This window comes from Hasllibacter halocynthiae (genome assembly GCF_003003095.1).
GTDB classification, from domain to species: Bacteria; Pseudomonadota; Alphaproteobacteria; order Rhodobacterales; family Rhodobacteraceae; genus Hasllibacter; species Hasllibacter halocynthiae.
This window is the reverse complement of sequence record NZ_PVTT01000002.1, coordinates 1-25,777: the sequence shown is the minus strand read 5'-3', so window position 1 is coordinate 25,777 and position 25,777 is coordinate 1. Positions and strand designations below refer to the sequence as shown.

General features: G+C 69.9%; 26 protein-coding genes and 2 pseudogenes. 12 read left to right on the top strand and 16 right to left on the bottom strand.

Annotated elements, in window-relative coordinates:
- The first annotated feature begins 36 nt into the window (after positions 1-36).
- Both BCF33_RS07055 and BCF33_RS07050 read left to right on the top strand, forming a co-directional pair.
- Complete coding sequence (locus BCF33_RS07055) at positions 37-474, top strand: Hsp20 family protein (RefSeq protein ID WP_106160276.1); 438 nt, start codon at positions 37-39, stop codon at positions 472-474.
- Positions 474-698: a DUF1150 family protein gene (locus BCF33_RS07050; protein WP_106160275.1), complete on the top strand. Its 225-nt coding sequence runs from the start codon at positions 474-476 to the stop codon at positions 696-698. Before BCF33_RS07055 ends, BCF33_RS07050 begins: the two co-directional genes overlap by 1 nt.
- Before the next feature lie 77 nt (positions 699-775).
- Here BCF33_RS07050 and BCF33_RS07045 read toward each other — a convergent pair whose 3' ends face one another.
- The 3 genes from BCF33_RS07045 to trxB all read right to left on the bottom strand — a co-directional run bounded on the left by BCF33_RS07045 (position 776) and on the right by trxB (position 4,204).
- Positions 776-1,150 (bottom strand): response regulator, encoded by a 375-nt coding sequence (locus BCF33_RS07045; RefSeq protein WP_106160274.1) that lies wholly within the window; start codon positions 1,148-1,150, stop codon positions 776-778.
- Positions 1,151-1,371: 221 nt separating this feature from the next.
- Positions 1,372-3,075, bottom strand: coding sequence for a bifunctional sulfate adenylyltransferase/adenylylsulfate kinase (locus BCF33_RS07040; RefSeq protein WP_106160273.1), 1,704 nt, complete (start codon positions 3,073-3,075; stop codon positions 1,372-1,374).
- Positions 3,076-3,193: 118 nt separating this feature from the next.
- A complete protein-coding gene (gene trxB, locus BCF33_RS07035) occupies positions 3,194-4,204 on the bottom strand; it encodes a thioredoxin-disulfide reductase (RefSeq protein WP_106160272.1) in 1,011 nt (336 codons plus the stop codon).
- 137 nt (positions 4,205-4,341) lie between these two features.
- Between trxB and BCF33_RS07030 the strand changes: the two are divergent.
- Positions 4,342-4,842: pseudogene (locus BCF33_RS07030) on the top strand (Lrp/AsnC family transcriptional regulator).
- A 248-nt stretch (positions 4,843-5,090) separates the two neighbouring features.
- On the opposite strand, the gene pgeF reads toward BCF33_RS07030, so the two are convergent.
- Genes pgeF through lgt form a run of 3 tightly spaced genes read right to left on the bottom strand, consistent with a single transcriptional unit; the run spans position 5,091 to position 7,842 of the window.
- Positions 5,091-5,840 carry a peptidoglycan editing factor PgeF gene (pgeF, locus tag BCF33_RS07025; protein ID WP_106160271.1) on the bottom strand — a complete coding sequence of 250 codons (750 nt, stop codon included), beginning with the start codon at positions 5,838-5,840 and terminating at the stop codon, positions 5,091-5,093.
- Positions 5,837-6,901, bottom strand: a complete 1,065-nt coding sequence (locus tag BCF33_RS07020; RefSeq protein WP_106160270.1) for a class I SAM-dependent methyltransferase — start codon at positions 6,899-6,901, stop codon at positions 5,837-5,839. The genes pgeF and BCF33_RS07020 overlap by 4 nt, the downstream gene beginning before the upstream one ends.
- Positions 6,898-7,842: a prolipoprotein diacylglyceryl transferase gene (gene lgt / locus BCF33_RS07015; RefSeq protein ID WP_245883765.1), complete on the bottom strand. Its 945-nt coding sequence runs from the start codon at positions 7,840-7,842 to the stop codon at positions 6,898-6,900. Before lgt ends, BCF33_RS07020 begins: the two co-directional genes overlap by 4 nt.
- Before the next feature lie 50 nt (positions 7,843-7,892).
- Between lgt and BCF33_RS07010 the strand changes: the two genes are divergently transcribed.
- The 5 genes from BCF33_RS07010 to BCF33_RS06990 all read left to right on the top strand — a co-directional run bounded on the left by BCF33_RS07010 (position 7,893) and on the right by BCF33_RS06990 (position 10,978).
- Positions 7,893-8,138 (top strand): accessory factor UbiK family protein, encoded by a 246-nt coding sequence (locus BCF33_RS07010; protein ID WP_106160268.1) that lies wholly within the window; start codon positions 7,893-7,895, stop codon positions 8,136-8,138.
- Positions 8,139-8,344: 206 nt separating this feature from the next.
- Positions 8,345-8,851, top strand: a complete 507-nt coding sequence (locus BCF33_RS07005) for a type III secretion system chaperone family protein (protein ID WP_106160267.1) — start codon at positions 8,345-8,347, stop codon at positions 8,849-8,851.
- A 62-nt stretch (positions 8,852-8,913) separates the two neighbouring features.
- Positions 8,914-9,717 (top strand): pyrroline-5-carboxylate reductase, encoded by an 804-nt coding sequence (gene proC, locus BCF33_RS07000; RefSeq protein WP_106160266.1) that lies wholly within the window; start codon positions 8,914-8,916, stop codon positions 9,715-9,717.
- The gene (locus BCF33_RS06995; protein WP_106160265.1) at positions 9,714-10,052 is read left to right on the top strand and encodes a tRNA-binding protein; all 339 of its coding nucleotides are present in this window, start codon (positions 9,714-9,716) and stop codon (positions 10,050-10,052) included. The genes proC and BCF33_RS06995 overlap by 4 nt, the downstream gene beginning before the upstream one ends.
- Positions 10,049-10,978 carry a 2-hydroxyacid dehydrogenase gene (locus tag BCF33_RS06990; protein ID WP_106161428.1) on the top strand — a complete coding sequence of 310 codons (930 nt, stop codon included), beginning with the start codon at positions 10,049-10,051 and terminating at the stop codon, positions 10,976-10,978. Before BCF33_RS06995 ends, BCF33_RS06990 begins: the two co-directional genes overlap by 4 nt.
- Before the next feature lie 22 nt (positions 10,979-11,000).
- Here the strand turns inward: BCF33_RS06990 and BCF33_RS06985 are convergent, their stop codons facing one another.
- The 5 genes from BCF33_RS06985 to BCF33_RS06965 all read right to left on the bottom strand — a co-directional run bounded on the left by BCF33_RS06985 (position 11,001) and on the right by BCF33_RS06965 (position 19,098).
- Complete coding sequence (locus BCF33_RS06985; protein ID WP_106160264.1) at positions 11,001-11,585, bottom strand: thymidine kinase; 585 nt, start codon at positions 11,583-11,585, stop codon at positions 11,001-11,003.
- A gap of 4 nt (positions 11,586-11,589) precedes the next feature.
- The gene (locus BCF33_RS06980; protein WP_106160263.1) at positions 11,590-12,702 is read right to left on the bottom strand and encodes a beta-ketoacyl-ACP synthase III; all 1,113 of its coding nucleotides are present in this window, start codon (positions 12,700-12,702) and stop codon (positions 11,590-11,592) included.
- A gap of 279 nt (positions 12,703-12,981) precedes the next feature.
- Complete coding sequence (locus tag BCF33_RS06975; RefSeq protein WP_106160262.1) at positions 12,982-14,292, bottom strand: ATP-binding protein; 1,311 nt, start codon at positions 14,290-14,292, stop codon at positions 12,982-12,984.
- Between the two features lie 30 nt (positions 14,293-14,322).
- Positions 14,323-17,706: a carbamoyl-phosphate synthase large subunit gene (gene carB, locus BCF33_RS06970; protein ID WP_106160261.1), complete on the bottom strand. Its 3,384-nt coding sequence runs from the start codon at positions 17,704-17,706 to the stop codon at positions 14,323-14,325.
- Between the two features lie 123 nt (positions 17,707-17,829).
- Positions 17,830-19,098, bottom strand: coding sequence for an SAM-dependent methyltransferase (locus BCF33_RS06965; RefSeq protein ID WP_106161426.1), 1,269 nt, complete (start codon positions 19,096-19,098; stop codon positions 17,830-17,832).
- Positions 19,099-19,338: 240 nt separating this feature from the next.
- Here BCF33_RS06965 and aspS point away from each other — a divergent pair, with 240 nt between their 5' ends.
- Positions 19,339-21,315 carry an aspartate--tRNA ligase gene (aspS, locus tag BCF33_RS06960; protein ID WP_106160260.1) on the top strand — a complete coding sequence of 659 codons (1,977 nt, stop codon included), beginning with the start codon at positions 19,339-19,341 and terminating at the stop codon, positions 21,313-21,315.
- Positions 21,316-22,071, top strand: a complete 756-nt coding sequence (locus tag BCF33_RS06955; RefSeq protein WP_106160259.1) for a BglII/BstYI family type II restriction endonuclease — start codon at positions 21,316-21,318, stop codon at positions 22,069-22,071.
- A gap of 2 nt (positions 22,072-22,073) precedes the next feature.
- On the opposite strand, the gene BCF33_RS06950 is transcribed toward BCF33_RS06955, so the two are convergent.
- Both BCF33_RS06950 and BCF33_RS06945 read right to left on the bottom strand, forming a co-directional pair.
- Positions 22,074-22,718: an MT-A70 family methyltransferase gene (locus BCF33_RS06950; protein ID WP_106160258.1), complete on the bottom strand. Its 645-nt coding sequence runs from the start codon at positions 22,716-22,718 to the stop codon at positions 22,074-22,076.
- 143 nt (positions 22,719-22,861) lie between these two features.
- The gene (locus BCF33_RS06945) at positions 22,862-23,548 is read right to left on the bottom strand and encodes a response regulator (protein WP_106160257.1); all 687 of its coding nucleotides are present in this window, start codon (positions 23,546-23,548) and stop codon (positions 22,862-22,864) included.
- Positions 23,549-23,631: 83 nt separating this feature from the next.
- Here BCF33_RS06945 and mce point away from each other — a divergent pair, with 83 nt between their 5' ends.
- Together mce and BCF33_RS06935 are read left to right on the top strand one after the other, a co-directional pair.
- Positions 23,632-24,030, top strand: coding sequence for a methylmalonyl-CoA epimerase (gene mce / locus BCF33_RS06940; RefSeq protein ID WP_106160256.1), 399 nt, complete (start codon positions 23,632-23,634; stop codon positions 24,028-24,030).
- 1 nt (position 24,031) lies between these two features.
- Positions 24,032-24,325, top strand: a complete 294-nt coding sequence (locus BCF33_RS06935; protein WP_106160255.1) for a DUF1467 family protein — start codon at positions 24,032-24,034, stop codon at positions 24,323-24,325.
- 27 nt (positions 24,326-24,352) lie between these two features.
- On the opposite strand, the gene BCF33_RS06930 is transcribed toward BCF33_RS06935, so the two are convergent.
- The 3 genes and pseudogenes from BCF33_RS06930 to BCF33_RS14345 form a co-directional block, all read right to left on the bottom strand.
- Complete coding sequence (locus BCF33_RS06930; protein WP_106160254.1) at positions 24,353-25,072, bottom strand: EI24 domain-containing protein; 720 nt, start codon at positions 25,070-25,072, stop codon at positions 24,353-24,355.
- A gap of 22 nt (positions 25,073-25,094) precedes the next feature.
- On the bottom strand, positions 25,095-25,658 hold the full coding sequence (locus BCF33_RS06925; protein ID WP_106160253.1) for a nitroreductase family protein: 564 nt from the start codon (positions 25,656-25,658) through the stop codon (positions 25,095-25,097).
- Positions 25,655-25,777, bottom strand: a pseudogene (locus tag BCF33_RS14345) ((S)-ureidoglycine aminohydrolase); the annotation flags it as partial. The pseudogene BCF33_RS14345 and the gene BCF33_RS06925, both read right to left, overlap by 4 nt.

Here is a 25,777-nt window from a genome sequence, read left to right as displayed (position 1 = left end):
GACGGAAGGGTCGCTTTGGTTGCAAAGGACGCCAAGATGAACAGAACCAGCCTCGCAGGTCATCCTGCGCTCCTCGGGTTCGACCGCCTCGAGGCGCTGCTCGAGCGGGCGGCGAAGTCCGCGGACGGATATCCGCCCTTCAACATTGAGAGGCGTTCCGAGAACGTCTATCGCATCACTCTCGCCGTTGCCGGGTTCGCCGAAGGCGACCTCTCCGTCACGGTCGAGGACCGGCAACTGGTCCTGCGGGGCCGGCGTCGCGCCGACGGGGAGGCGCGCGAGTTCCTCCACAAGGGGATCGGGACGAGGCAGTTCCAGCGGTCCTTCGTCCTCGCGGACGGGATCGAGGTGAGTGGCGCGATGCTCGAGAACGGGCTTCTCCACGTCGATTTGGAACGTGCGGTTCCCGAGACCGTTGTAACAGCAATTCCCATAGCGACGGGACGCAACGCACCGAAGAAGGAGGGGGCGTGATGGACAAGACCTCGGAGAGCGCTCCTGCCATGAGCGAGATCGTCTACGTGAAGCCCGTGGCGGTCGCTGACCTGCCGCGCGACGTTCGCGAAGCGGCGGAAGGCGCGACGGAACTCTATGCCGTGCACACTGCGGAAGGCGAGCGCCTCGCGCTCGTGCGCGATCGGCAGTTGGCTTTCGTGTTGGCCCGGCAGAACGATCTGGCACCCGTCAGCGTGCATTGACCGCTTCCTGGCGTTCCTCTGCCGGACGTTCGTTCCGGCAGGGGGAAGCACCGAAGCATGACCTCGGCCGCCCCCGCCTATGCGGCACGATCCCTGTTCGACCTCATCGCAATGCTCACCGTGGTCACGATCTCCTGCGGGACGGTCGGCTTCATGAGGATGGGGACGTCTCCATAGCGCTCCCGCAGGGCGGCGAGATCCGCGCGTCCCGTATGGAACACGAAAGGGATGCCGCGGCGATCCAGAACGTCCGCGAGCGGGAAGACGGGCACGCCGGAAAGGTCCACGTCCAGGAGGGCCGCGTCGATCTCCTGCGGGTCGTATCTCATGGCTTGCTCGAGCCTGTGGAACGGGCCCTCGATCTCGGCGCCCTCGTCCTCGAGCGTGAGCGACAGGTCGAGTGCGAGAAGCGCCTCGTCCTCCACTATCATTATACGTTTGCCGTCGAGCATCACGCGTCTCTCCTCCCCGCTATGCCTGCATCAGACGGTTAGAGAAGGACGAGCCGCACCTGGGGGGGTTGTACGGCCGCGCCACGTCGCCTTGGATCCCCAGTCGGGGATTGCAGCGAAAACCGCCAGGTACGGAAAAGGGTTCCTGACGCAACGACGGCTTCGCGCTGATGTGACGTCGCGGACACCGCATCCGTGTGCGGCACCCCCCGTGCAGCCCCTCAGGCCGCGATGAGCCCCATCGATTCCAGCTTCAGAAGCACCTGCTGCGCGCAGAAGTCGACATCCGTCCCTTCCGTCTCGAGCCGCAGCTCCGGGCTCTCGGGCGCGTCGTAGGGGTCCGAGATGCCCGTGAACTCCTTGATCTTGCCCTCTCGCGCCAATCTGTAGAGGCCCTTGCGATCGCGCCGCTCGCACTCCTCCAGCGAGGTGGCGACATGGACCTCGACGAAGGCGCCGAAGCCTTCGATCTCCTCGCGGACGGTGCGGCGCGTGGCGGCGTAGGGCGCGATGGGCGCGCAGATCGCGATCCCGCCGTTCTTCGTGATCTCGCTGGCCACGTAGCCGATCCGGCGGATGTTAAGGTCGCGATGCTCCTTCGAGAAGCCCAGTTCGGACGACAGGTTCTTTCGCACGATGTCCCCGTCGAGGAGCGTGACCGGACGGCCCCCCATCTCCATCAGCTTGACCATAAGCGCGTTGGCGATGGTCGACTTGCCCGACCCGGAGAAGCCCGTGAAGAAGACCGTGAACCCCTGCTGGGCCCGCGGAGGCCGCGAGCGGCGCAACTCCTCGACCACGGCGGGAAAGGAGAACCAGTCCGGAATCTCCAGCCCCTCCGCAAGGCGCCGCCGCAGCTCGGTGCCCGAGATGTTGAGGACGGTCGCGCCTTCCCCGACCTCGTCGGCGGGCTGGTACTCGGCCCGCTCCTGCACGAAGACCATGTGCCGGAAGTCGACCATCTCCACCCCGATCTCCCCCTCGTGCTTCCGGAAGAGTTCCTGCGCGTCATAGGGGCCGTAGAAGTCCTCGCCCGCGCTGTTCTTGCCCGGGCCGGCATGATCGCGCCCGACGATGAAGTGGGTGCAGCCGTGGTTCTTCCGGATCAGCCCGTGCCAGACCGCCTCGCGCGGGCCGGCCATCCGCATCGCGAGGTTCAGGAGCGACATGGTGGTGGTGGCGGACGGGTACTGGTCCAGCACCGCCTCGTAGCAGCGCACGCGGGTGAAGTGGTCGATGTCGCCCGGCTTGGTCATGCCGACGACCGGATGGATCAAGAGGTTGGCCTGCGCCTCCTTGGCGGCCCGGAACGTCAGCTCCTGATGGGCGCGGTGCAAGGGGTTGCGGGTCTGGAAGGCGACGATGCGGCGCCAGCCGAGTTTGCGGAAGTAGGCGCGCAGCTCGTTCGGGGTGTCGCGGCGGGCGCGGAAGTCGTAGTGGACCGGGGGCTGCAGGCCGGTGATGCGGCCGCCCACGTAGACCGGGCCCGCGTGGTTGTGCAGGTAGTTCACCGCCGGATGGGCCAAGTCGTCGGCGCCGAACACGCGCTCCGCCTCGCGCGCCTTGTCCGGCGTCCAGACGTCGCCGACGGAGAGGATCGCCAGGATCACCCCTTCGGGATCGCGCAGGGCGACGTCCTGGTCGGGCTTCAGCCCCTCGGCGAAGGCTTCCGAGACATCCAGCGTGATCGGCATGGGCCAGAGGGTGCCGTCCTCCAGCCGCATCTCATCGACCACGCGGTCGTAGTCGGCGCGGTCGAGGAAGCCCGTCAGCGGCGCGAAGCCGCCGTTCATCAGAAGCTCCAGGTCGCAGAGCTGGCGCGGCGTCAGATCCCAGGAGACAAGGTCCCCCGCCTCCCGCTTCAGCTTCCGGGCGCTGTCCCAGGAGACGTAGAGTTCGGGTATCGGGACGAGGTTCGGGGTCATCGGCGGCCTGCGCGGGGGGAGGGTCGCGCGGGCGGATGGACCTTCATCCCGATGAAGTCCAGCAGCGCCCGGAGCAAGGCCGGGTTGCCGTGGCCGGGATGCGGCGGCGGGAGGAAGGCTACTCCGCCGCCGGCACCTCCGCGCCGTAGCCTAGAGGCTCGGACATGTCCTTCTCCGGCCCTTGATCCAACCCTTGTCCGGCAAGCCAGCGCTCGGCCTCGAGGGCGGCCATGCAGCCCATGCCGGCGGACGTGACCGCCTGCCGGTAGATATGGTCCGTCAGGTCGCCCGCCGCGAAGACCCCCGGGATCGAGGTCGCAGTCGAGTCGGGCTCCGTCATCACGTAGCCACCCATGTGCGTCTCGAGCTGGTCCGCCACGAGTTGCGAGGCCGGGGCGTGGCCGATGGCGACGAAGACGCCCGCGCAATCGACCGTGCGCGTCTCGCCCGTCTCGCGGTGAGCGAGCCGCACCGCCGTCACGCCCCTGGGGTCGGACTCGCCCAGGACCTCGTCCAGCTGGTGGTCCCAGATCACCTCGACCTTGGGGTTCCGGAACAGGCGCTCCTGCAGGATCTTCTCGGCGCGCAGCTCGTCCCGGCGATGGACCAGCGTGACCTTGGACGCGAAGTTGGTGAGGAAGAGCGCTTCTTCCACGGCCGTGTTGCCGCCGCCGATCACCACGACGTCCTTGCCGCGGTAGAAGAACCCGTCGCAGGTCGCGCAGGCCGACACGCCGAAGCCCTTGAACGCCTCCTCCGACGGCAGGCCTAGCCACTTGGCCTGCGCGCCCGTCGCCAGCACCACGGCGTCGGCGGTGACGGTGTCGCCCCCGTCGAGCTTGGCGACCTTCGGCTGCGCCTTCAGGTCGACCTCGTTCACGTGGTCCGAGACCACGTCCGCGCCCATGTCGCGGGCGTGGGCCTCCATCTTCACCATCAGCTCGGGGCCCATGATGGAAGCCTCGCCGGGCCAGTTCTCCACGTCCGTCGTGATGGTCAGCTGGCCGCCCGGCTGGACGCCCTGGATCAGCAGCGGCTCCAGCATCGCGCGGGCGCCGTAGACGGCCGCGGTGTACCCCGCGGGGCCCGACCCCACGATGAGCAGCTTGACGTGGCGGGAATCGTTCATGGCGGCCTCCGGCGGTTCGGCCCTCCAGATAACGGCGAGGCGCACCGGTTTGAACCCGTGCGTCCGCTTGCCATTAGCCATGTGCTCGGGACATGTCGTTGCGCGGGCGAGGCCTCGCGGGACATGGAAGGGGGGACATGGCCGGCGCCAAGCTCGATCCGATCGACCGCCGCATCCTCTCCGAGCTTCAGGACGACGGCCGGATGACCAACGTCGAGCTGGCCCGGCGGGTCGGCATCTCCGCGCCGCCCTGCCTGCGCCGCGTGCGCGCCTTGGAGGACGCGGGCTAACTTCGCGGCTACCACGCGGAGATCGACGCGCGTCGCTTGGGCTTTGAGGTTCTGGTCTTCGTCATGGTCGGTCTTGAGAAGCAGGCCGAGGCGGATCTAGCGGCCTTCGAGGAACGCTGCCGTGGCTGGCCGCTCGTCCGCGAATGTCACATGCTGATCGGCAAGGCCGACTTTCTCCTGAAATGCGCGGCGCCGGACCTCTCCACGTTTCAGCGGTTCCTCACGGCGTCCCTCACGGCGGCGCCCGCCGTGGTCTCGGTCAAGACTTCGCTCGTGATCCGCACGGTGAAGGACGAACCCGGCATCAGCTTCGACGTCTACGAGGAGCGGCTGAAGCGCGAGGCGTGAACGACGGCGTCCCCGGGGCCTCGCCCAGTCGCTCGGTGGCGTTCCGCCCGGTCCGCCGCGGCCCCCGTGGAAGGCACGGGCCGGGCGGACCGGACGGCATCGCGCCCGGAAAGGATATCCTGCGATTCGGCCCCGTCCGCCACACGCACGGCCTGCCGGCGCGCCCTGCGGCGGGCGCTGTGACCCGAAGGCCGACATCGCCGCCGAGACACCGGCGCCGCACGGGGGGCGACGACGTCCGCGCGGCGCTAGAGGCGGATCGCGGAGACGAGCCGGCCGTAATCGGCCTCCCGAAGGTGAACCGATCGCCGGTAGGAGAAGAACCGTTCCGGATCGGCATAGGTGGAATGGCCGGTCCATTCCGCCCTTCCGACGCCGGCCGCCCGCAGCCGGCCCAGGATGTACCCGGGCAGATCGAAGAGCAGCCGCGTGCCGGCACCGCTTCTGAAGCGGGTGGCGTTCGCTGGGTCCTCCGCGATGAACCGGGCGGCGAACTCCGGGCCGACCTCGTAGTCGTCCGGGCCGATCGTCGGGCCGAGGATCGCGGTGATCCCCGCGCGCCCCGCGCCCAACCTCGTCATCGCCTCCACCGTCGCCTCGAGCACCCCCCCGAGGGCGCCGCCCCATCCCGCATGCGCGGCCCCGACGACCCCGTCGCCTGCCAGGAGGACCGGCCCGCAATCGGCCGTGAGGATGCCGAGGGCTACGCCCGGCACGTCCGTCACCATCGCGTCGGCCTTCGGGCGCGCGGTCGTCGGCTCGCGGACCACCTCGACATCCGGCGAATGGTGCTGGTGCAGCGAGATGAGCGCCTCTGGCGTCACGTCCATCGCCTCCGCCACCCGGGCGCGGTTCATGTCCACGGCCTCTATCTGGTCGGAGGACCCGCGCCCGCAGTTCAGGCCCTCGAACACCCCGGAGGACACGCCGCCCCGGCGCGTGAAGAACCCGTGCCGCAGCGGCGCGAGGGCATCGTGGGTGATGATCTCGAGCGTCACGCGCCCCTTTCCTCCATCCGTGCGAGTCCCGGCACCGCATCGACGCCGCCCCACCAGGCCATCGCCTTGAAGAGGGTTCCCATCTCTTCCGGATGGGTCAAGCGGCGATGCGCGGCGGCCAGCGCGTCGGCGCGGGCAGGCGCCGATGCGGCCAGTGCGCGGGCCCGATCCGTCGCGCCCAGCCTTTCGAGAAGGACGCCCTGGGTCGTCAGCAGCGATGCGGAAGGGGCATGCGCGGCACGATGCAGCGCCTCGAAATCTACATGGGCGGTAAGGTCGGCGGTCCCGGGCGCGTCCAGCGGGTCCGCCGGCGCGTGCGCGCGAAGGGCTTGGAGCGTGTCCCCTTGCGAGCGCCAGTCGCCGTAGTCCACCACGAGGGCCGTGCCGCCATGCCTCCGGAGGCGCCGCCCGATCTCGGCCATCACCGGATCGGCGGCCGGGCGCCACTCCACGAGGTCGCCTTCGGCCGTGTCGTCGAGCCTGCGGTCGAGCTCCGGCACCGGAGCCGGCGCGGCGAGGCCGAAGGCGAGCGTGCCGTCCCTCAGCCCGACGACCTTCTCGCGCCAGAGCCCCCCGGCGCGGACGAGCTGGCGGACGGGAAGGGCGTCGAAGAACTCGTTCGCCACGAGCAGGAGCGGTCCCTCGGGCACCTCCTCCAGCGCGTCGTGGAAGGCGGCCCCGGACACCGCGCGCGCCTGCAGGGCGCGAAGGGGCGCGCTCCGCTCGATCAGGTGGACCGAGACGGCATCCTCGAAGCCCGGCACGTTCCGGGCCGCGCGCAGCGCGTCGGCCATCAACGTGCCGCGCCCCGGCCCCAGCTCGACCAGCCGTGCGGCGGGGCGGTCCATGTCCAGCCACACCTGCGCCAGCGCGAGGCCGATCACCTCGCCGAAGATCTGGGAGACCTCCGGCGCGGTGATGAAGTCCCCCGCCGCGCCGAGCGGGTCCCGGGTGGCGTAGTAGCCCCCCCGGGGGTCCCACAGCACCTCGGCCATGAAACGGTCCAGCCGCAGGGGGCCGTCCGCGCGGATCGCGGCGGCGAGGCGGCCCTCCAAGCTCACGCGGCGGGGGCGGGGTGGCGGCGCGAGACAGCGATCAGCGCGAGGCCCGCGGCGATCATCGGCAGCGACAGGATCTGCCCCATGGTCAGGCCCCAGCCCCCGAGGTCGAGCGCCCAACCGAGCGGGTTGCCCGGTGCGGCGAACTGCGCGTCGGGCTGGCGCACCAGCTCGACGAGGAAACGGGCGAGGCCGTACCCGAGGAAGAACACCCCCGCGATCAGCCCCGGCCGCCGCAGCAGGCCCGATCGCGCCATCCACCAGAGCACCGCGAAGAGCAGCAGCCCCTCGAGCGCGGCCTCGTAGAGCTGCGAGGGATGACGCGCGCAGGGCACCCCTTCGGGCTGGCCGCAGCTCTGCGCGGCGAGGCCGGGGAAGATCACCCCCCAAGGCGCGTCGGTCGGACGGCCCCAGAGCTCAGCGTTGACGAAGTTGGCGAGGCGGCCCAGCAGGAGGCCGGGCGTCGCCGCGACCGCCCCGAGGTCGGCCATCGACAGAAGGGGCATTCCGACCCGCCGGGCATAGAGGAAGGCCGCGAGGGCCACGCCGATCAGCCCGCCGTGGAAGGACATGCCCCCATCCCAGACCCGCAGCACCTGCAGAGGGTCCGCGAGCAGGATCTCCGGCGCGTAGAAGAGGACGTAGCCCAGGCGCCCGCCCGCCACGACGCCGACGACGATCCACGTGACGAAGGGCTCGACCTCCTCCGGGCGCATCGGCGCCCGTCCGCCGGGCCAGAGCGCTTCCCGGCGCAAGAGCGACACCATGATCCGCCAGGCGACGAGGATCCCGGCGATGTAGGCGAGGGCGTACCAGCGCAGCGCGACGGTGACGGGGCCGAGTTCGAACGGCGGGAAGACGTTGGGCGAGATCCAGTCCGGGAAGGGGATCGCGAGGGGCAAGGGGCGGGCCTTCCGGTTGCGGGGCAGGGCGGGGCGACCCATATAGGCCCAGCGCGGCGATCGGAAGCCGCCCCAGTTCAGGAGGCGCCCCCATGCAGTCCCGTTCGAAGGTGTTCGACGATCTCGGTCAGTTGATGACCAACGCGATGGGCGTCGCCCAGGGCGCCCGCGACGAGGCCGAGAATGCCATGAAGGGCTTCATGGACCGCTGGCTCGCCGATCGCGACTTCGTCACCCGCGAGGAGTTCGACGCCGTGCAGGAGATGGCCGTCCGCGCCCGGGCCGAGAACGAGGCGCTGAAGGCCCGTCTGGACGCTCTAGAGGCGAAGACCGCCTGAGCCGCCGGATGCGCGGGGGCTAGGTGGCGCCCGCCAGAGGGATGTCCCGCCGCCGGCTGGGGCTTGTGGATCGTTTCCGCCTTTACACATGGCATAGGCCGCCCCACGATATGTCGGGAGGAACGGGCCCCGTGGCCCTACCCCTCGACAGGCATCACCCGGCATTCGTGGGCCGTGCCCCGGTGCCGCAGGCAGGAGGCGCCGCCATGTTCCTTCAGGAAAGCTGGCCCGAGCCCGGGGAGACCCACCCGATCGACCTCGCCGAGACGATTGCGGCGGCGATGGACTGGGAGTTCGAGCGCATCGACGGCGAGCAGCTCGCCCTCGCGGTGGAAGGCGATTGGCGCACTTATGCCGTGACCCTCGCCTGGTGCCCGTCGGACGACACGCTCCGCCTCGCGCTGACCTACGAGATGGAGGAGCTGGCCGAGGGCCGCGCCGCCGTACTCCGCGATCTCCTGAACCGGATCAACGACCGCGTCTGGACCGGCGCCTTCACCCACTGGGAGGAGCAGGGGCTGATGGTCTGGCGCTACGGCCTCGCCCTCGACGGGGCCGAAGGCGCGACGCCACAGCAGATCGACCGGATGGTGCGCGCGGCGCGGGGCGCGGCGGACCGGTTCTACCCCGCGGTGCAGCTCGCCGCCTACGGCGAGACGGACGCCCCCGAGGCGCTGCAGGTCGCCATCGCAGAAGGCTTCGGCCGGGCCTGAGGCCGCACGCATGCCGCGCTTCGGGCTGGCCTTCGGGCGGCGCACGCGGCATCCCTCGCGCCATGGACGTGATGGACGACATCGCCCGCCGGGGGCTCCTGCTCCTCGGTTGCGGCAAGATGGGGTCGGCGATGCTCGCCGGATGGCTGGCGCGGGGGGTGGATCCCGGCATGGTCTCGGTCATCGATCCCGCCCCTTCGGATTGGCTGCGGGGCACGCGCGTGCGCCTCGGCGCGCCCGAGGCGCCGCCCGCCGTGGCAGTGATCGCCGTGAAGCCGCAGATGATGGACGATGCGCTGCCCGCGCTGGATGCGGGCGACACGCTCTTCGTCTCGGTCGCGGCGGGGGTGCCCGTCGCCCGCTTCGAGGCGGCGCTGGGGGCGGGGGCCCGCGTGGTGCGCGCCATGCCCAACACGCCTGCCGCGATCGGACGGGGGATAACCGCCATCGTCGCCAACGCCGCCGCTGGGGCGGACGGGCTGGACGCCGCCGAGGCCCTCCTCTCGGCCGTGGGCGAGGTCGTTCGGCTGGAGGACGAGGACCAGATCGACGCGGTCACCGCCGTCTCGGGCTCAGGCCCCGCTTATGCTTTCCACCTGATCGAGGCGATGACCGACGCCGGCGTGGCCGAGGGCCTCCCCGAGCCGCTGTCCCGCCGCCTCGCCACTGCGACGGTCGCCGGGGCGGGCGCGCTCGCGATGGAGGCGGGGGAGGACGCCGCGGCGCTTCGCCGGAACGTCACCTCGCCCGGCGGCACCACCCAAGCCGCGCTGGAGGTGCTGATGGACCCCGCGCGCGGCTTCCCCCACCTGGTGCCGGAGGCCGTTGCCGCCGCCGCCCGCCGCAGCCGGGAGCTTCGCGGATGACCATAGACCACGCCGACTTCGAGAAGGTCGAGATCCGCATGGGCGAGATCGTCCGCGCCGAGCCCTTCCCCGAGGCCCGCAAGCCCGCGATCAGGCTCTGGGTCGATTTCGGGGACGGGATCGGGGTGAAGAAGTCCTCCGCCGGGATCGCGGCGCACTACGACCCCGAAGGGCTGGTGGGCAAGCGTGTGCTCGCCGTGACGAACTTCCCACCCCGCCAGATCGGCCCTGTCCGGTCCGAGGTGCTGGTCCTCGGCTTGCCGGACGAGGCGGGCGAGATCGTCCTAGTCTCGCCCGACGGCCTGCCGGTCCCGCTGGGGGCGCGGCTGTGCTGAGGGTCCTCGCCACGCGCGAATTCCCGCCCGGCTGCATGCGGGATGCCGCCGCGGCGTTCGACCTGACGGTCCGCGACGAAGCCCTGACCCCCGCTGCGGCCCGCGAGGCGCTTGAGGGGTTCGACGCCGTATGGACCACCATCGGCGACGACTGGTCCGCCCGCGCCTTCGACGGCGCGCCCCATCGCTGTCGCCTGCTCGCCAATTTCGGCGTCGGCTGGAACCATATCGACGGCGAAGCCGCGCGCGCCGCCGGCGTCATGGTCACGAACACGCCGGACGCCACGACCGAGCCCACGGCCGACGTCGCGCTGCTCCTGATGCTGATGACGGCGCGCAAGGCCGGCGCGGGCGAACGACTGGTCCGTGCCGGCGAGTGGACGGGCTGGGGCCCGGGGGCCGCGAGCATGGGGATGCATCTGGGCGGCCGGACCCTCGGGATCGTGGGGCTCGGACGCATCGGCAAGGCGCTGGCGCGGCGGGCCCGTGCCATCGGGATGGACGTCATCCACTTCAACCGCTCGCGCACGGGCGAGGCGGGGCAGGTCGAGCTCTCCGAGTTGATGGCGCGTGCCGACGTCGTCGCATGCTGCGTGCCGGGCGCGCCTTCCACGCATCATCTGATCGGCGCGGCCGAGCTCGCGGCAATGCGTCCCGACGCGATCCTCGTGAACGTCTCGCGCGGGGACGTGGTGGACGAGGGGGCCCTCATCGCCGCGCTCGAGGCCGGGCGCATCGGGGGCGCCGGCCTCGACGTCTACGAGAACGAGCCCGAGATCCCCGCCGCCCTGATGCGCGAGGACACCGTCCTCCTGCCCCATATCGGGACCGCCGCCCCCGAGGTGCGCGAGGCGATGGGGGGCATGGCCGTGGCCAACCTCCTGGCGCTGGCCAAGGGGCGTGAGCTGCCGGACCGGGTCGCCTAGCCGCTCGTCGCGGCGCGGCGGATCAGAGGAACCCCGGCTCCTCCATTGCCTCGCGCCAATGGCGGCGGCAGAGCGAGAGGTAGCTCTCGTTCCCGCCGACCTGCACCTGGTCGCCATCCGTGACGACGTTCCCCGCCCCGTCGAGCCGCGCCACCATGGTCGCCTTGCGCCCGCAATGGCAGATCGTCCGCACCTCGCGCAGGTCGTCCGCCAGCGCCAGCAGCGCCGCCGAGCCTGGAAACAGTTCCCCCCGGAAGTCCACCCGCAGCCCGTAGGCCATGACCGGCACGCCGAGGTCGTCCGCCACCCGCGCCAGCTGCCAGACCTGCGCGCCGGCGAGGAACTGCGCCTCGTCCACGAAGACGCAGGCCGGACGGGGGACCAGGGCCTCGACGTGGCGGAACAGGTCGTCCGCCGTCCCGAAGGTCCCCGCCTCGCGGGCCAGGCCGATCCGGCTGCCGATCCGCCCCTTGCCCGCGCGGGTGTCGAGGCGCGCGGTGAGGAGGTGCACCGCCATCCCCCGCTCCTCGTAGTTGTGGGCGGCCTGGAGCAGCAGGGTCGACTTGCCGGCGTTCATCGTCGAGTAGTGGAAGTAGAGCTTGGCCAACGGCTCAGACCCGCTCGACCACCACCGATCCGACCGAGTAGCCCGCCCCGAAGGAGCAGATCACCCCCTTCTCGCCGGGGGCGATATCGTCCCTGTGCTTGGAGAAGGCGATGATCGAGCCCGCCGAGGAGGTGTTGGCGTAGTCCTGCAGGACGTTGGGCTGCTCGCCGGGTTCGGGCGTGCGGCCCAGGACCTTGCGGCCGACATAGTCGTTCATCGCCTTGTTGGCCTGGTGCAGCCAGAGGCGCCTCAGCTCATCCGGGGCGACGCCAACCGCCTGAAGATGCTCGAGGATGTGGGCCGAGACCATCGGGACCACCTCCTTGAACACCTTCCGGCCCTCCTGCATGAACTGCATGTCGCGGCGGTCCTCCATCTGGTCGTGGGTGCGGCGGAGGAAGCCGTCGTTGTTGCGGATGTTGTTCGAGAACCGGGTGGCCAGCTTGGTGCCCAGGACCTTGAAGGTGCCGGGCTTCTCCTCGGCCTCCAGGACGAGGGCGGTGGCGACGTCGCCGAAGATGAAATGGCAGTCGCGGTCGCGCCACTCGAGATGGGCCGAGCAGATTTCCGGGTTCACGATCAACGCCTTGTGGATCGAGCCCGCGCGGATCATGTCGGCGGCGGACTGGATGGCGAAGGTGGCGGACGAGCAGGCGACGTTCAGATCGTAGGCAAAGCCGCCCGCGCCGATAAGGTCCTGAATCTCGACGGCTATCGCGGGGTAGGCGCGTTCGTGGTTGCTGGCGGCGCAGAGGGTGGCGTCGATCTCGCCCGCCTCGATCCCGGCCTCGGCGAGCGCGGATTCCGCTGCCGAAACAGCCATCTCCGCCATGAGGGAGGGGGCGTCGTCCGGGCGGGGCGGGATCTTCGGGACCATGCGCGCAGGGTCGAGGACGCCTTCCTTGTCGATGACGTGCCGGGCCTCGATCCCCGAGGCCTGGGCGATGAAGTCGGCCGAGGAAGGGGCGAGGGCGTCCACGGTCCCGGCCTCGATCGCGGCGGCGTTCCCGGCGTTGAAGCGGTCCACGTAGGCGTTGAAGCTCGCCACCAGCTCGTCGTTGGTGATGCGCTCGGGCGGGGTCCAGAGGCCCGCCCCGGTGATGAATACGTCCGGCATCCGCAACGCCTAGGCCCTTGAGGGGATGGACGCAAACCCGCGGAACCGGGGGAGCGCGCGGTGCGGTAGGATTCCAGCAACCCCCGTCTGGCATCGTGTGGGCGAGGGGGATTCGGAATGCGACGACGAAGCGGTCACATCGGGGGTTTGGCAGGGGCATACGGGGCTGGGGCTGCGTGGGGACGGGAGGGGTGCGTCTTCAGTTGCCTTGCGTTCTTCATCAATGCGGCGATCCGCACCATTACTGATCGTCCGAAGCGACCCCCTTCTCGCTAGATGCTACATCAGCGACTTCACCCTATCTGCGCCGTCAGGGGGAGGTGCCAAATGGTGATCGACGCCAAGGGGAACGCCCTTCTCTTCAGCGACCAACCGGACATAGCCGCGCATCCAGTTCTCACGAAACTTATACCAGCCTTGCTTATTGCCAACAAGGATATGGCCGTGAGCTTCCTGCTTCAGGCGGTTCATCCTCTGATAGAATTGCTGTTGCGACAAGACTTTACGCGAGCGCTCCTTCAATCTCCGCCTCTCGGCAATCTCCTTATACGACTTCTCATATATCTCAGCGGTAGGTCGGGGCTCCAGAACCTTACTGTCAGCAACTGCCCATAAGACCTCTTCGTAGTCGTCGCTCTTCTTCAAAACAGCCAACTCGTAAGACTGCTTGACAGAGCCGAGCGCTTCCGAAATTGCTCCGCGAAGACCTATATCGAAATGCGTGAGTGTGGGGGCGCTATACTCACCTTCATCATCAAACATGCTTCTAAGGACGTGCTCACCGATCAAGTGCGTGTAGTAGGCAAACCCGTCACTAATCTTTGCAACCCGAACTAGCTCTTCCCATCCGAACTGGACCCCAAGTTGCCTACTCGCATGATTCAGGATCTGGAAAAGAGCACTTGGCTCCAAAGGATCAACCGAGACTGGCGCCATATATCTATCGCTACTTAGATGAACCCCTATCAATTCATCGAGAGAGCTTGCGATACCGCAGAAAATGAATTTGACGTTGACGCTTTGGTCTGAGACCTGCTTGATAATATCAGCAAACTTCTTCTTGGTCCCAAGATCGTCAATCTGATCGAACTCATCAAATATTATGACGGGTTCGCGGGAATGCATTTGCGCTACGTACTTCAAATATGTAACAGCATCATTGATGCTTTCTACGGGCGGAATTACTCCTTTCTCGAAGCCCTTCGCAGCTTCGGCCGTGATTCCGTGGCTCCACCCAATCCTTTTTTCGACACGAGCTTTCTGAATAATATCGCTAGGCGGCAAGCAGGCACGAACGCAGTCTGCGATGATCTTTTCAAAGGGCGTAGTAGAGTCGCAAGCAATAAGAATCGGATCGGCATCGACGCTCTGATGTTTCACAGCAGCCGACTGGGCTAAAGATGTCTTCCCAACGCCACGTTCGCCGTAGATGAAGACGTGCTTACCCGGAGAGTTGAAAGCCCACTCAATTTTGCGGAGCAACTTGTCGCGTCCACGCAGATGCGCTGGATCGGAAATTGCCCGCGCAGGGCTGAAGCTCTCTCGCAGAACAGCCTTAAGCCGTTCTTCGTCCACATTTTTGATCGCCATGTTGACAGTTTGTTCATGTAGAGGCGAAGTTCAACCCTGCAACGCCCGCACCCTCAGCGCCCCTTCCGCCTTCGCGGCGATGGCCTGGGCGCCGGCGTGGCTGGCCGCGAGGGTCGTGAAGTAGGGGATGCGCTGGGTGAGGGCGGCGGCTCGGATGGCGCGGGAGTCCTCGACGGCCTGGGCGCCCTCGGTGGTGTTCATCACGAGGTCCACGCCGCCGTCCTTCAGGACGTCGACGATGGTGCGCCCGCCCTCGTAGGCCTTGCTCACGCGGGTCGATTCGACCCCGTGGCCCGCGAGGAAGCCCGCCGTGCCGGAGGTGGCGAGGATGGTGAAGCCCTGGGCCCGCAGGAGGCGCGCGGTCTCGGCCAGGACGTCGGTCTTGTCCGCCTCCTTGATCGAGAGGAACGCCGTGCCGGAGGTGGGCAGGTCGACGCCCGCGCCCATCTGGGCCTTGAGGAAGGCGACCGGGAAGCTCTCGTCCCGGCCCATCACCTCGCCTGTGGAGCGCATCTCGGGGCCGAGGAGGGTGTCGACGCCGGGGAAGCGGGCGAAGGGCAGGACGGCTTCCTTCACGGCGAAGCCGCGGGGGGTGGGGGAGAGGTCGAAATCCGACAGCGCCTCGCCGGCCATGACGCGGGCGGCGATGGCGGCGAGGGGGACCCCGGTGGCCTTGGCGACGAAGGGCACGGTGCGCGAGGCGCGGGGGTTCACCTCGATGAGGTAGACCCGGCCGTCCTTCACGGCGAACTGGACGTTCATCAGGCCGCGAACGTGGAGGGCGCGGGCCAGCGCCTCGGTCTGGCGACGCATCTCGGCGATGAGGTCCTCGCCCAAACTGTGGGGGGGCAGGACGCAGGCGCTGTCGCCGGAGTGGACGCCCGCCTCCTCGATGTGCTGCATGATGCCGGCGACGTGGACGTCCGTCCCGTCGGAGACCGCGTCGACGTCCACCTCGGTCGCGCCGGCGAGGTAGCGGTCGAGGAGGACCGGGCTGCCGGGCGAGACGACGACCGCCTCGCGGATGTAGCGGTCGAGCTGCTCGGGGCCCCGGACGATCTCCATCGCGCGGCCGCCGAGGACGTAGGAGGGGCGGATCACGAGGGGGAAGCCGATGCGTTCGGCGGCCTCGCGCGCCTCGTCCGCGCTGTGGGCGATGGCGTTCTCGGGCTGGAGGAGGCCGAGATCCCGGACGAGGCGCTGGAACCGCTCGCGGTCCTCGGCGAGGTCGATCGCGTCGGGCGCGGTGCCGAGGATGGGGATGCCCTCCTCCTCCAGCGCGTCGGCGAGCTTGAGGGGGGTCTGGCCGCCGAGCTGGACGATCACGCCGTGCAGCGTGCCGGCCTGCCGCTCGACGCGCAGAACCTCGAGAACGTGCTCGAGGGTCAGGGGCTCGAAGTAGAGGCGGTCGGACGTGTCGTAGTCGGTCGAGACCGTCTCGGGGTTGCAGTTGACCATCACGGTCTCGTAGCCGGCCTCGCCGAGCGCGTAGCAGGCGTGGACGCAGCAGTAGTCGAACTCGATCCCCTGGCCGATGCGGTTTGGCCCGCCGCCGAGGATGACGACCTTCCTGCGGTCCGAGGGCCGGGCCTCGTCCTCCGCCTCGCCCATCGCGGGGACCTCGTATGAGGAGTACATGTAGGGGGTCTGGGCCTCGAACTCGGCGGCGCAGGTGTCGATGCGCTTGAACTGGGCGTGCACCCCGAGATTGCGGCGCGCGCGGCGGACCTGCCCCTCGTCCCGCCCCGTGAGGGCGGCGAGGCGGGCGTCGGCGAAGCCGAGCGACTTGAGGCGGCGCAGCCCGGCCTCGTCCGTGGGCAGGCCCCGGCGGCGGACGTCCTCCTCCGCGTCGACGATCTCGCGGAAGCGGGCGAGGAACCAGGGATCGAAGGCGGTGGCCTCGCCGATGTCCGCGTCCGTCAGGCCCATGCGCATGGCTTGGGCGATGACGCGCACCCGGTCGGGGGTCTGGCGCGCGAGGGCGGCGACGGCGGCGCGCGCGTTCTCGGCCACGCGGGCGGCCTGCGCCTCGGGCCCGGCCGAGGCGGGGAGGGGGTCCTGGACGCCCTCGATCGCGATCTCGTCGAAGCCCGAGAGGCCGGTCTCGAGCGAGGCGAGGGCCTTCTGGAAGCTCTCGTGGAAGGTGCGGCCGATGGCCATCGCCTCGCCCACGGACTTCATCGCGGTGGTCAGGGTCGGCTCGGCGCCTGGGAACTTCTCGAAGGCGAAGCGGGGGATCTTCGTGACGACGTAGTCGATCGAGGGCTCGAAGGAGGCGGGCGTCACGCCCGTGATGTCGTTGTCGAGCTCGTCGAGCGTGTAGCCCACGGCGAGCTTGGCGGCGATCTTGGCGATGGGAAAGCCCGTGGCCTTGGACGCCAGCGCCGAGGAGCGCGAGACGCGGGGGTTCATCTCGATCACCACCATGCGGCCGTCCGCGGGGTTCACCGCCCACTGCACGTTGGAGCCGCCCGTCTCGACCCCGATCTCGCGCAGGACGGCGATGGATGCGGTCCGCATCCGCTGGTATTCCTTGTCCGTCAGCGTGAGCGCGGGGGCGACGGTGATGCTGTCCCCGGTGTGGACGCCCATCGGGTCCACGTTCTCGATCGAGCAGACGATGATGGCGTTGTCTTTGCTGTCGCGGACCACCTCCATCTCGTACTCCTTCCAGCCGAGGAGGGACTCGTCGATGAGGATCTGGCCGACGGGCGAGGCCTCCATCCCCGTGCGGCAGAGGTGGAGGTAGTCCTCGCGGTTGTAGGCGACGCCGCCGCCCGTGCCGCCCAGGGTGAAGGCGGGGCGGATGATGGCCGGCAGGCCGACATACTCGATGGCTTCGAGGGCGGCCCTCATCCCCGCCTCGACGTCGCGGCCGGCGGCGCCCTTGGGGGCCTCGACGATGGTGGCCTTCGGGTTCTCGAGCCCGATGCGGGTCATCGCCTCGCGGAAGAGGGCGCGGTCCTCGGCCATCTCGATGGCCTCGCGCCGGGCGCCGATCATCCGGGTCCCGAAGGCGTCGAGGACGCGGGTGGCGACGTCGACCCCAAGCTCGTCCGCGACGGCCTGCGCCCGGTCCCCGAAGGCGTCCCGGAGGGTCATCGCCTCGACCGCGAGCGCGGTGTTGAGGCCGGTCTGCCCGCCCATGGTCGGCAGGAGGGCGTCGGGCCGCTCCACGCGGATGACCTCGGCCACCACCTCGGGGGTGATGGGCTCGATGTAGGTGGCGTCGGCGAGGCCCGGATCGGTCATGATCGTCGCGGGGTTCGAGTTCACGAGGACGACGCGGTAGCCTTCCTCGCGCAGGGCCTTGCAGGCCTGGGCGCCGGAATAGTCGAACTCGCAGGCCTGGCCGATCACGATGGGCCCGGCGCCGATGATGAGGATCGTGCTCAGGTCATCGCGCTTCGGCATTCCATCGTCCCCCGCTGGCCAAACGCGCGCGCTTTGCGGGACGGGCGGCGGGCGGTCAAGCGGGCAGGAGGGGCGGGGCGCCGGCCGCGGGCGCCCCGGAAGGCGGGGGCCGCCCGGGCGGGCCTACTCGGCCGCGGCGCGGCTACCGGCGCTGGCGCCGGCCCGCGCGGGCGAGGGCGCGGCGGCTGCGTCCCCGTAGAGGTAGTCGCGCGTGATCGGCACCGCGTCCTTGCGGTGCGCGAGCTGGAGCTGGAAGACCGCGAGGCGGTGATGCCTGAAGCTCATCTCGCACGCCGCGAGGTAGAAGCGCCACATCCGCACGAAGCGCGCGTCGTAGAGCGCCTCGGCCTCCGCGGCGTGGGCGTCGAACCGTTCGAGCCAGTGGCGCAGCGTCTCGGCGTAGTGGAGGCGCCAGATTTCGAGGTCGCAGGGCACGAGGCGCTGCCGCTGGACCGGGGCGAGCATCTCCGTGAGGGCGGGCACGTAGCCGCCGGGGAAGATCCACTTGGCGATGAACGGGCTGGTGATGCCGGGCGTGTCCGTGCGCCCGATGGTGTGGATCAGGGCGACGCCGCCGGGGTCCAGCAGCTCGCCCACCTTGGCGAAGTAGGCGCGGTAGGCGGGCAGGCCGACATGCTCGAACATGCCGACGGAGACGATGCGGTCGAAGCGGCCCGTCACCGCGCGGAAGTCCTGCAGGCGGATGTCGATCCGGCCCGACAGGCCCGCCGCCTCGACCCGCGCGCGGGCATGGGCGTGCTGCTCCTCCGAGAGGGTGATGCCGGTGACCCGCGCGCCATGGTCCCGCGCGAGGGTCAGCGCGAGGCCGCCCCAGCCGCAGCCGATGTCGAGGACGCGCATCCCCGGCTCGATCAGCAGCTTTCGGGCGATATGGGCCTTCTTGGCCGCCTGCGCCTCGTCCAGGGTCATGTCCGGGCGGGCGAAGTAGGCGCAGGAATACTGCCGGTCCTCGTCCAGGAAGAGCTCGTAGAGCGCGCCGGAGAGGTCGTAGTGATGGGCGACGTTGCGGCGCGCGCGCCCCGGCGGGTTCAGCTGCTGCGCACGGCGGCGCGCCATGGCGGCGCCGCGCCAGACGCGGAAGGCGGGCACGTCGTCGCCCATCTCGCCGGCGCGCACGGCGATGGCGAGGAAGTCGCGCAGGCACCCCCGCTCGACCGTGAGGGCGCCGTCCATGTATGCCTCGCCCAGGGCGAGGTCGGCGTTCCGCACGAGGCGCCGGGGCAGGGCGGGGTCGTGGAACGCGATGGCGACGGCGGGCTCGCCCGCGCCAGGGGGGCCGTAGCGGCGCACCGCGCCGTCCGGGAACCTGACCTCCAGCGCGTCCGTCTTCAGGGCCCTGCGAAGCATCGCGTCGAGCAGTCCTTTCCACATGGCCTCAGCCTCCATGCCTTGCGTCCCTGCATTCATGATGATGGCGGGTGGCGGCGGCTTGTCCAGCCGCGCGGCCCCTGCCGGCTTGACTTCGGTGGCGGCCCGCGCTCTCACCCACGCGCCGCCGCGGGGGCCCCCCGGGTTGCCCCCCGGGCACGGGGCCGCGCGGCCCTTTTCTTTCGACCGGCGCCGAGGCGCCGTCACGACGCCGGCGCCCCTGCGCCGCTGGGAGCCTTGCCGATGAACGCCTACCGCACCCACACCTGCGCCGACCTCTCGGCCGAGAACGTCGGCGAGGAGGTCCGCCTCTCGGGCTGGGTGCACAGGGTGCGCGACCATGGCGGCGTCCTCTTCGTCGACCTGCGGGACCATTACGGGTTCACCCAGCTCATCGCCGACACGGACAGCCCGGCCTTCCCCGAGCTGGAGAAGGTTCGCGCGGAATGGTGCATCCGCGTCGACGGCCGGGTGAAGCGGCGCGACCCCGAGCTGGTGAACCCCAGGCTGCCCACGGGCGAGATCGAGGTCTTCGTCACGGGGATCGAGGTCCTCGGCAAGGCCGGCGAGCTGCCCCTGCCCGTCTTCGGCGAGCCCGACTACCCCGAGGAGACGCGGCTGAAGTACCGCTTCCTCGACCTGCGCCGCGAGACGCTGCACGCGAACATGATGCTGCGCAGCGCGGTCGTGAAGGACCTGCGCCAGCGGATGTGGGATGGCGGCTTCACCGAGTTCCAGACGCCGATCATCACGGCCTCCTCTCCCGAGGGGGCGCGCGACTTCCTCGTGCCCAGCCGCCTGCATCCGGGCCGGTTCTACGCGCTGCCCCAGGCGCCGCAGCTCTTCAAGCAGCTCATCATGGTGTCGGGCTTCGACCGCTACTTCCAGATCGCGCCCTGCTTCCGGGACGAGGACCCGCGCGCCGACCGCTCGCCCACGGATTTCTACCAGCTCGACATGGAGATGTCCTTCGTGGAGCAGGAGGACGTGTTCGCGGCGATCGGCCCGGTGATCGAGGGCTGCTTCGAGGCGTTCGGCGAAGGCAAGCGCGTCGATCCCTGCGCCGACTGGCCCCGCATTCCCTATGCCGAGGCGCTGCGGAAGTACGGGACCGACAAGCCCGACCTTCGCAACCCGATCGAGATGCAGGACGTCAGCGAGCATTTCCGCGGCTCGGGCTTCGCGATCTTCGCCTCCCTCCTGGAGAAGGAGGGGACGGAGATCCGGGCCATCCCGGCGCCGGACGGCGGCTCGCGCAAGTTCTGCGACCGGATGAACAAGTTCGCCCAGGAGCAGGGCCTGCCGGGGATGGGCTACATCTTCTGGCGGGAGAAGGGATCCTTCGCTCGCTACGAGCCCCTGTATCAAATGCTTACTGCGCCAGAAGAAGGTCCGCCGTTCGATGTAGGGAAGTTCCGAGAGGAGTTAGAAGCGGAGGAGTTCGAACGTGCTAAGGAAGTAAGTGAGAAGGTCGCCGAGTATCTTCGCGGAGGAAGAGCTTCGGAAGCCAAGCTTCTTATTGAGGGGCAGTTCGGTTCCCACGAGGCCGCCGGTCCCCTCGCCAAGAACATCGGCCCCGAGCGGACCGAGGCGATCCGGCAGCAACTCGGCCTCGGCGTCGGCGATGCGGCCTTCTTCCTCGGCGGCCGCGCGGCGGAGTTCGAGGGGGTGGCGGGCCGGGCCCGCACCGTGATCGGCGAGGAGCTGAACCTCACCGACCAGGGCCGCTTCGCCTTCGCCTGGATCGTCGACTTCCCCATGTACGAGCGCGACGAGGAGGGGGGGATCGACTTCTCGCACAACCCGTTCTCGATGCCGCAGGGGGGCCTCGGGGCGCTGGAGGGCGACCCCTTGGAGGTGCTGGGCTGGCAGTACGACCTGGCCTGCAACGGCTACGAGCTGATCTCGGGCGCGATCCGGAACCACCGGCTGGACGTGATGTACAAGGTCTTCGAGGTCGCGGGCTACGGCCCGGACGAGGTCCGGACGCGCTTCGGCGGCATGGTCGAGGCGTTCAAGTACGGCGCCCCCCCGCATGGCGGCTGCGCGGCCGGCATCGACCGCATGGTGATGCTGCTGGCCGACGAGCCGAACATCCGCGAGGTCATCATGTTCCCCATGAACCAGCAGGCCCAGGACCCGATGATGGGCGCCCCTTCCGAGCCCACGGGCGAGCAGCTGAGGGAGCTGGGGCTGAGGGTGGTGAAGCGGGAGTCGTGAGTGACCGACGAGCTTCCATTCGAGGGCGACGAGCCCGAAGAGGAAGTCTTCGACGTCTCTTCGGGAAAGTTCGCTGATCCTCCGGAGGTCGTCGGGCTATTCGTTCCGGCGGACATTCTTGAGAAGTTCGAATGCTACTCGTACCGGAATGCCGCTGGCCTGCTCGCGAACCGATTCCCCGACGAGGCCGAGGAGGTCTGGTCCGCTCTTCGGGCTTTCGACATCACGGAGGCGATGATCCGCACGCCGGGCGGCAACAAGAGCACCATCGCCAAACATGTGGATGGTATCATGCCGCCGGATTGGACCGAAACGCGGCTAAGTGGCGATCTGACGATCAACTTGTGGCATGCGAAGAAGAAGGACGAACTTCTGCGCAGCTACGTCCGCAAGGGGTACCTCGACGGGCATAGGATCGACTTCGTCAAGGGTCAGATTGCATTCGACTTGGAGTGGAATAGCAAGGATCAGACGTTCGATCGAGATCTCTATGCCTTCTCCTCGTTCTACGCCGCAGGCGCCATATCGATCGGCCTGATGCTGACGCGAGGCAATGAATTGGACACCGACTACTTCCGACGCCTGGGCAAGGTCCTGACCAAGAAGGGCACGGAAGGTTCAGAACCAGTCTACAAGAAGTTCGGCGCGTCGACGACTTGGATGGGAAAGCTGCTCTACCGTCTGGACGCGGATCGTAACGGTGGATGTCCCGTCTTGGCGTTCGGCATCACGAAGCAATGCATCCGACCTGAATAGTCCTACTCCGCCGCGATGGCCGAGTTGTAGGCGTAGGTCTTCCAGTCCGGCTTGTAGTCCGCGTCGGCCTGGTTGCCCCAGACTGCCCAGTCGCTCGAGCGGTTGGGTACATCGCCGCGACCGAACAGCTCGAGGAACGGGCCCCAGGAGCAGCCCTCTATGACGTCGTACTGCTCGTCCGGCTTGCGCGAGTGCTCGCGCTTGCGGGTGCGGATCACGTTCACCTGCCGGCGGCCGGGGGCGAGGGTGCGGACGTTCTTGCCGCGGGTGCCGAAGAGCAGCACCTCGGTCACGTTGCGGAAGTAGAAGCCGACCCCCCGCCCGTCCGGCCCGCCGTCCTTCCTGACCTTCTCCCAGACGATGTTGGACTTGTACTCGAACCCCCATGCCGCGAGGACCTTCAGCCCCTCGGGGAGGAGGGCGTTGGGGACCCAGAGGTAGCAGTGGGCGCGTTCCTCGAGGTGGTCCGCGACGGGAAGGGCGCAGATCTCGGCGAGGGTGAGGGTCGGGTAGCGGGCGAGGCGCTTGTGCTCGGGCGCGACCTTGCCGGTGCGGTTGGTGAACCGCCAGGGCGGATCGGCGAGGACGCAGCCGAAGCGGCGGCCGTCGAGGAACCGCGCGAGGTCCTGGGAAGGGTCGGCTGACATGCCTGACATCTAGATCCCCGCGCCGCGGTTGGCCATCGAAAACGGCCCGCAGGTCGTCGGGCCGGGCCGGTTCGGGCCGGGCCGGAAACGGGAACGTGGCGGGAACGGGCGATGCCCCGGCGACGCGCCGGCCGGTCGCCCCCTCACGCCGCCGCGATGCGGTCCTGCACGATGCCGGCGAGACGGGCGAGGCGTTCGGGGAGGGGGTCGCCGGCGGCGAGCGTGGCCGCCGCGCCCTCGAGCGCGCTGTCCCCGTTCTCCCGTGCGACGGAGGCGAGGAACTGCGAGAGGTAGGCGATCGGGATGGTCCCCTCGTCAGGCCCGCCGAGAAGGTCGGCGGCATGCGCGAGGTCGTCCGCGAGGGCCGCGGGGTCCGGCCCCACCTCGTCCAGCGGCAGGGCGCGGGGGCCGGGGGGCTGCGCCTCGGGGGGGAGGTGGGCGAGGATCCCCTCCTGGAAGACGGCGAGCGAGTTGACGGGCTTGGCCATGAAGCCGTCGGCGCCGGCCTCCATCGCGGCCTCCATCGCGCCGGGATCGCCGGAGGTGCCGACGACGACCTCGATCCGGGGCTCGGCCCGGGCGAGGCGGGCGATCAGGGCCGCGCCGGAGCCGTCGGGAAGGCCGATGTCCACGATGGCGACCGAGGGGCGCCAGACGCGCAGGTGCCGCTCGGCTTGGGCGAGGTCGCCCGCGCGGCGCATCCGGGCGCCCGAGCGCACGCCGAGAAGGCGCATCGCCTCGCAGGCGGTCAGGCTGTCCTCGACGAGAAGGACGGTGCGGCCGAGGAGCGGCCGGTCGGCGGGGGGGCGGGGAATCGCGTAGGTGTCCATGAGGGGTCCTCCTCGGGACAGGATGGAGGCGATTCGTTAAGGCCCGGTTTACGGAGCCGCCGGGCGGGGCCATATCGCGGGGCATGATCGGACGCCTGAACCACGTGGCCATCGCCGTGCCCGACCTCGAGGCCGCCGCCGAGAGCTATCGCGGCGCGCTGGGCGCCCGCGTCGGCCCCCCGCGGGACGAGCCCGCGCACGGCGTCACCGTGGTCTTCGTCGAGCTGCCCAACACCAAGGTCGAACTGCTGCACCCCCTGGGCGCGGACAGCCCCGTCGCCGGCTTCCTCGAGCGGAACCCCGCGGGCGGCGTCCACCATGTCTGCTACGAGGTCCCCGACGTCGCGGAGGCCGCCCGCAAGCTGGAGGCCGAGGGGATGCGCGTCCTCGGGCCGCCCGAGGTGGGCGCGCACGGGCGGCCGGTGATCTTCCTTCATCCGAAGGACATGCAGGGAACGCTGACCGAGCTGGAGGAGGCCTGACATGGGCATCACGAGCGCGCTCGTCCTTCTCGCGGTGATCTGGTTCATGACGCTCTTCGTCGTGCTGGTGATCGGCCTCGAGACGCAGGGCGACCGGGGGATGAAGATCCGCGGCACCAGCGCCGGCAGCCCGGAGGACCCGCGGATGGGCCGGCGCTTCCTTCGGACGACGATCTGGGCGGTGGCGATCTGGGTGCCGGCCTGCGCCCTGATCCTGTCGGGGTGGGTCGGGGTCGAGGACTTCGACCTCTTCAGCCGCTTCGGCCTCGCCGGGGAGCCCTGGCCCGGGGACTAGCGGGCGGGGGACTAGACGGGCTGGGGACTAGGCGGGCGGGGCGGCACGGGCATCGGCCTGCGAGGGCCGGACCCGGTGGAAGAGATGCGTGAACGCGGCCGCGCCCAGGATCGGCACGGCGAGGTTCACCAGCGGGACCGTGAGCGGGACCGCCATCAGCGCGCCCAGGGCCCAGATCTGGGGAAGGTGGCGCCGGCGCAGGCGCGCGGCCTCGCCCGGGGGCACGTGCCGTAGGGCGGTCAGCTGGAAGTACTCGCGGCCGAGGAGGAATCCGTTCAGGGCGTAGAAGATCGCCGGCGCGAGCGGCGCGAGGAGGAGGTAGGCCAGGAGCGCCAGGGCGTTCGCGGCGACGAGGATGCCGAGAAAGCCCAGGCTCTCGCCGATCTGCTGGACGACGGGCTGGTGCCGGGGGGAACCGGCGCGGGGGTAGTGGCGTGCCTCGACCGCGTCGGCGACCCGGTCGAGGAAGAGGCCGGTGAAGACGGACGCCACAGGCACCATGAGGAAGACGGAGGCGACGAGCAGGGCCACGACGCCGAGGCCCGCCCCCGCCTCGTCCAGCCAGGCGACCTCGCCGATCAGCGGCAGGGACGCATCGTCCGGCAGGAGCCAGCGCAGGAGCGCGAAGCCCCCCGCATAGGACCCGAGGAAGAGCCCGAGGGTCAGCCCCAGCCCGAGGAGGAAGACCCGCACGAAGCGCGGGTCCGAGAGCTGGGCGAGCGCCCTGAGCGCGTCGGCGAGGATCACGGGCGGGCCGCCCGCCGGCGGCTCAGCGCCATTCGACCTTGGCGGCGAGGTCGGGGCGCGGCCGCTCGGGCGGGGCGGACCGGGCGGTGCCGATGTGGACGATGCCGGCGACCCGCTCGCCGGGGGCGAGGCCCAGGTGGCGCGCCATGAGGTCGCGGTCGTGCGCCGGCCATCCCGAGAGCCAGTTGGCGCCCCATCCCGCCGCGAGCGCGGCGTTGAGGAGCGACAGGCACACGCAGCCCGCCGAGTAGGTCTGCTCGACCAGGGGGATCGCGTCGCTCTCGACCGGGCTCTCGATCACGGCGACGGCCAGGGGCGAGGTCTCGTAGACGCTGGCCGCCTTGTCGGCCTCGGCCTCGGGCAGGCCGCGCGCGGCGGCGGCCTCGCGGACGGGCGCGGCGAGGGCCCGCAGGGCGGGGGCGGAGAGGACGACGAGGCGCCAGGGCTCGAGCTTGCCGTGGTCGGGCACGCGCAGCGCGGCCTCGAGGAGGGGCAGGAGGGCGTCCCGGTCCGGCGCCGGCTCGCCGAGGAGCTTGGCGGGGCGCGAGCGGCGGGTGGCGAGGAACTGGGAGGCGGTCTCGGTCATGGGGTCACCTTCAGGGCGGGGAGGCGGTTCACGTCTTTGTAGAGGAGGTATCGGAAGGGTTCTGGTCCTCCTGCGTAGCAGGCTTGCGGGCAGAAGGCGCGCAGGCGGAGGAAGTCCCC

Excerpts from the sequence above, each read along its gene's own strand:
- BCF33_RS07055 (WP_106160276.1), top strand. The coding sequence starts at position 37 with ATGAACAGAACCAGCCTCGCAGGTCATCCTGCGCTCCTCGGGTTCGAC.
- BCF33_RS07050 (WP_106160275.1), top strand. The coding sequence starts at position 474 with ATGGACAAGACCTCGGAGAGCGCTCCTGCCATGAGCGAGATCGTCTAC.
- BCF33_RS07045 (WP_106160274.1), bottom strand. The coding sequence starts at position 1,150 with ATGCTCGACGGCAAACGTATAATGATAGTGGAGGACGAGGCGCTTCTC.
- BCF33_RS07040 (WP_106160273.1), bottom strand. The coding sequence starts at position 3,075 with ATGACCCCGAACCTCGTCCCGATACCCGAACTCTACGTCTCCTGGGAC.
- trxB (WP_106160272.1), bottom strand. The coding sequence starts at position 4,204 with ATGAACGATTCCCGCCACGTCAAGCTGCTCATCGTGGGGTCGGGCCCC.
- lgt (WP_245883765.1), bottom strand. The coding sequence starts at position 7,842 with ATGGGTCGCCCCGCCCTGCCCCGCAACCGGAAGGCCCGCCCCTTGCCC.
- BCF33_RS07010 (WP_106160268.1), top strand. The coding sequence starts at position 7,893 with ATGCAGTCCCGTTCGAAGGTGTTCGACGATCTCGGTCAGTTGATGACC.
- BCF33_RS07005 (WP_106160267.1), top strand. The coding sequence starts at position 8,345 with ATGTTCCTTCAGGAAAGCTGGCCCGAGCCCGGGGAGACCCACCCGATC.
- proC (WP_106160266.1), top strand. The coding sequence starts at position 8,914 with ATGGACGTGATGGACGACATCGCCCGCCGGGGGCTCCTGCTCCTCGGT.
- BCF33_RS06995 (WP_106160265.1), top strand. The coding sequence starts at position 9,714 with ATGACCATAGACCACGCCGACTTCGAGAAGGTCGAGATCCGCATGGGC.
- BCF33_RS06980 (WP_106160263.1), bottom strand. The coding sequence starts at position 12,702 with ATGCCGGACGTATTCATCACCGGGGCGGGCCTCTGGACCCCGCCCGAG.
- BCF33_RS06975 (WP_106160262.1), bottom strand. The coding sequence starts at position 14,292 with ATGGCGATCAAAAATGTGGACGAAGAACGGCTTAAGGCTGTTCTGCGA.
- carB (WP_106160261.1), bottom strand. The coding sequence starts at position 17,706 with ATGCCGAAGCGCGATGACCTGAGCACGATCCTCATCATCGGCGCCGGG.
- BCF33_RS06965 (WP_106161426.1), bottom strand. The coding sequence starts at position 19,098 with ATGTGGAAAGGACTGCTCGACGCGATGCTTCGCAGGGCCCTGAAGACG.
- aspS (WP_106160260.1), top strand. The coding sequence starts at position 19,339 with ATGAACGCCTACCGCACCCACACCTGCGCCGACCTCTCGGCCGAGAAC.
- BCF33_RS06950 (WP_106160258.1), bottom strand. The coding sequence starts at position 22,718 with ATGTCAGCCGACCCTTCCCAGGACCTCGCGCGGTTCCTCGACGGCCGC.
- BCF33_RS06945 (WP_106160257.1), bottom strand. The coding sequence starts at position 23,548 with ATGGACACCTACGCGATTCCCCGCCCCCCCGCCGACCGGCCGCTCCTC.
- mce (WP_106160256.1), top strand. The coding sequence starts at position 23,632 with ATGATCGGACGCCTGAACCACGTGGCCATCGCCGTGCCCGACCTCGAG.
- BCF33_RS06935 (WP_106160255.1), top strand. The coding sequence starts at position 24,032 with ATGGGCATCACGAGCGCGCTCGTCCTTCTCGCGGTGATCTGGTTCATG.
- BCF33_RS06925 (WP_106160253.1), bottom strand. The coding sequence starts at position 25,658 with ATGACCGAGACCGCCTCCCAGTTCCTCGCCACCCGCCGCTCGCGCCCC.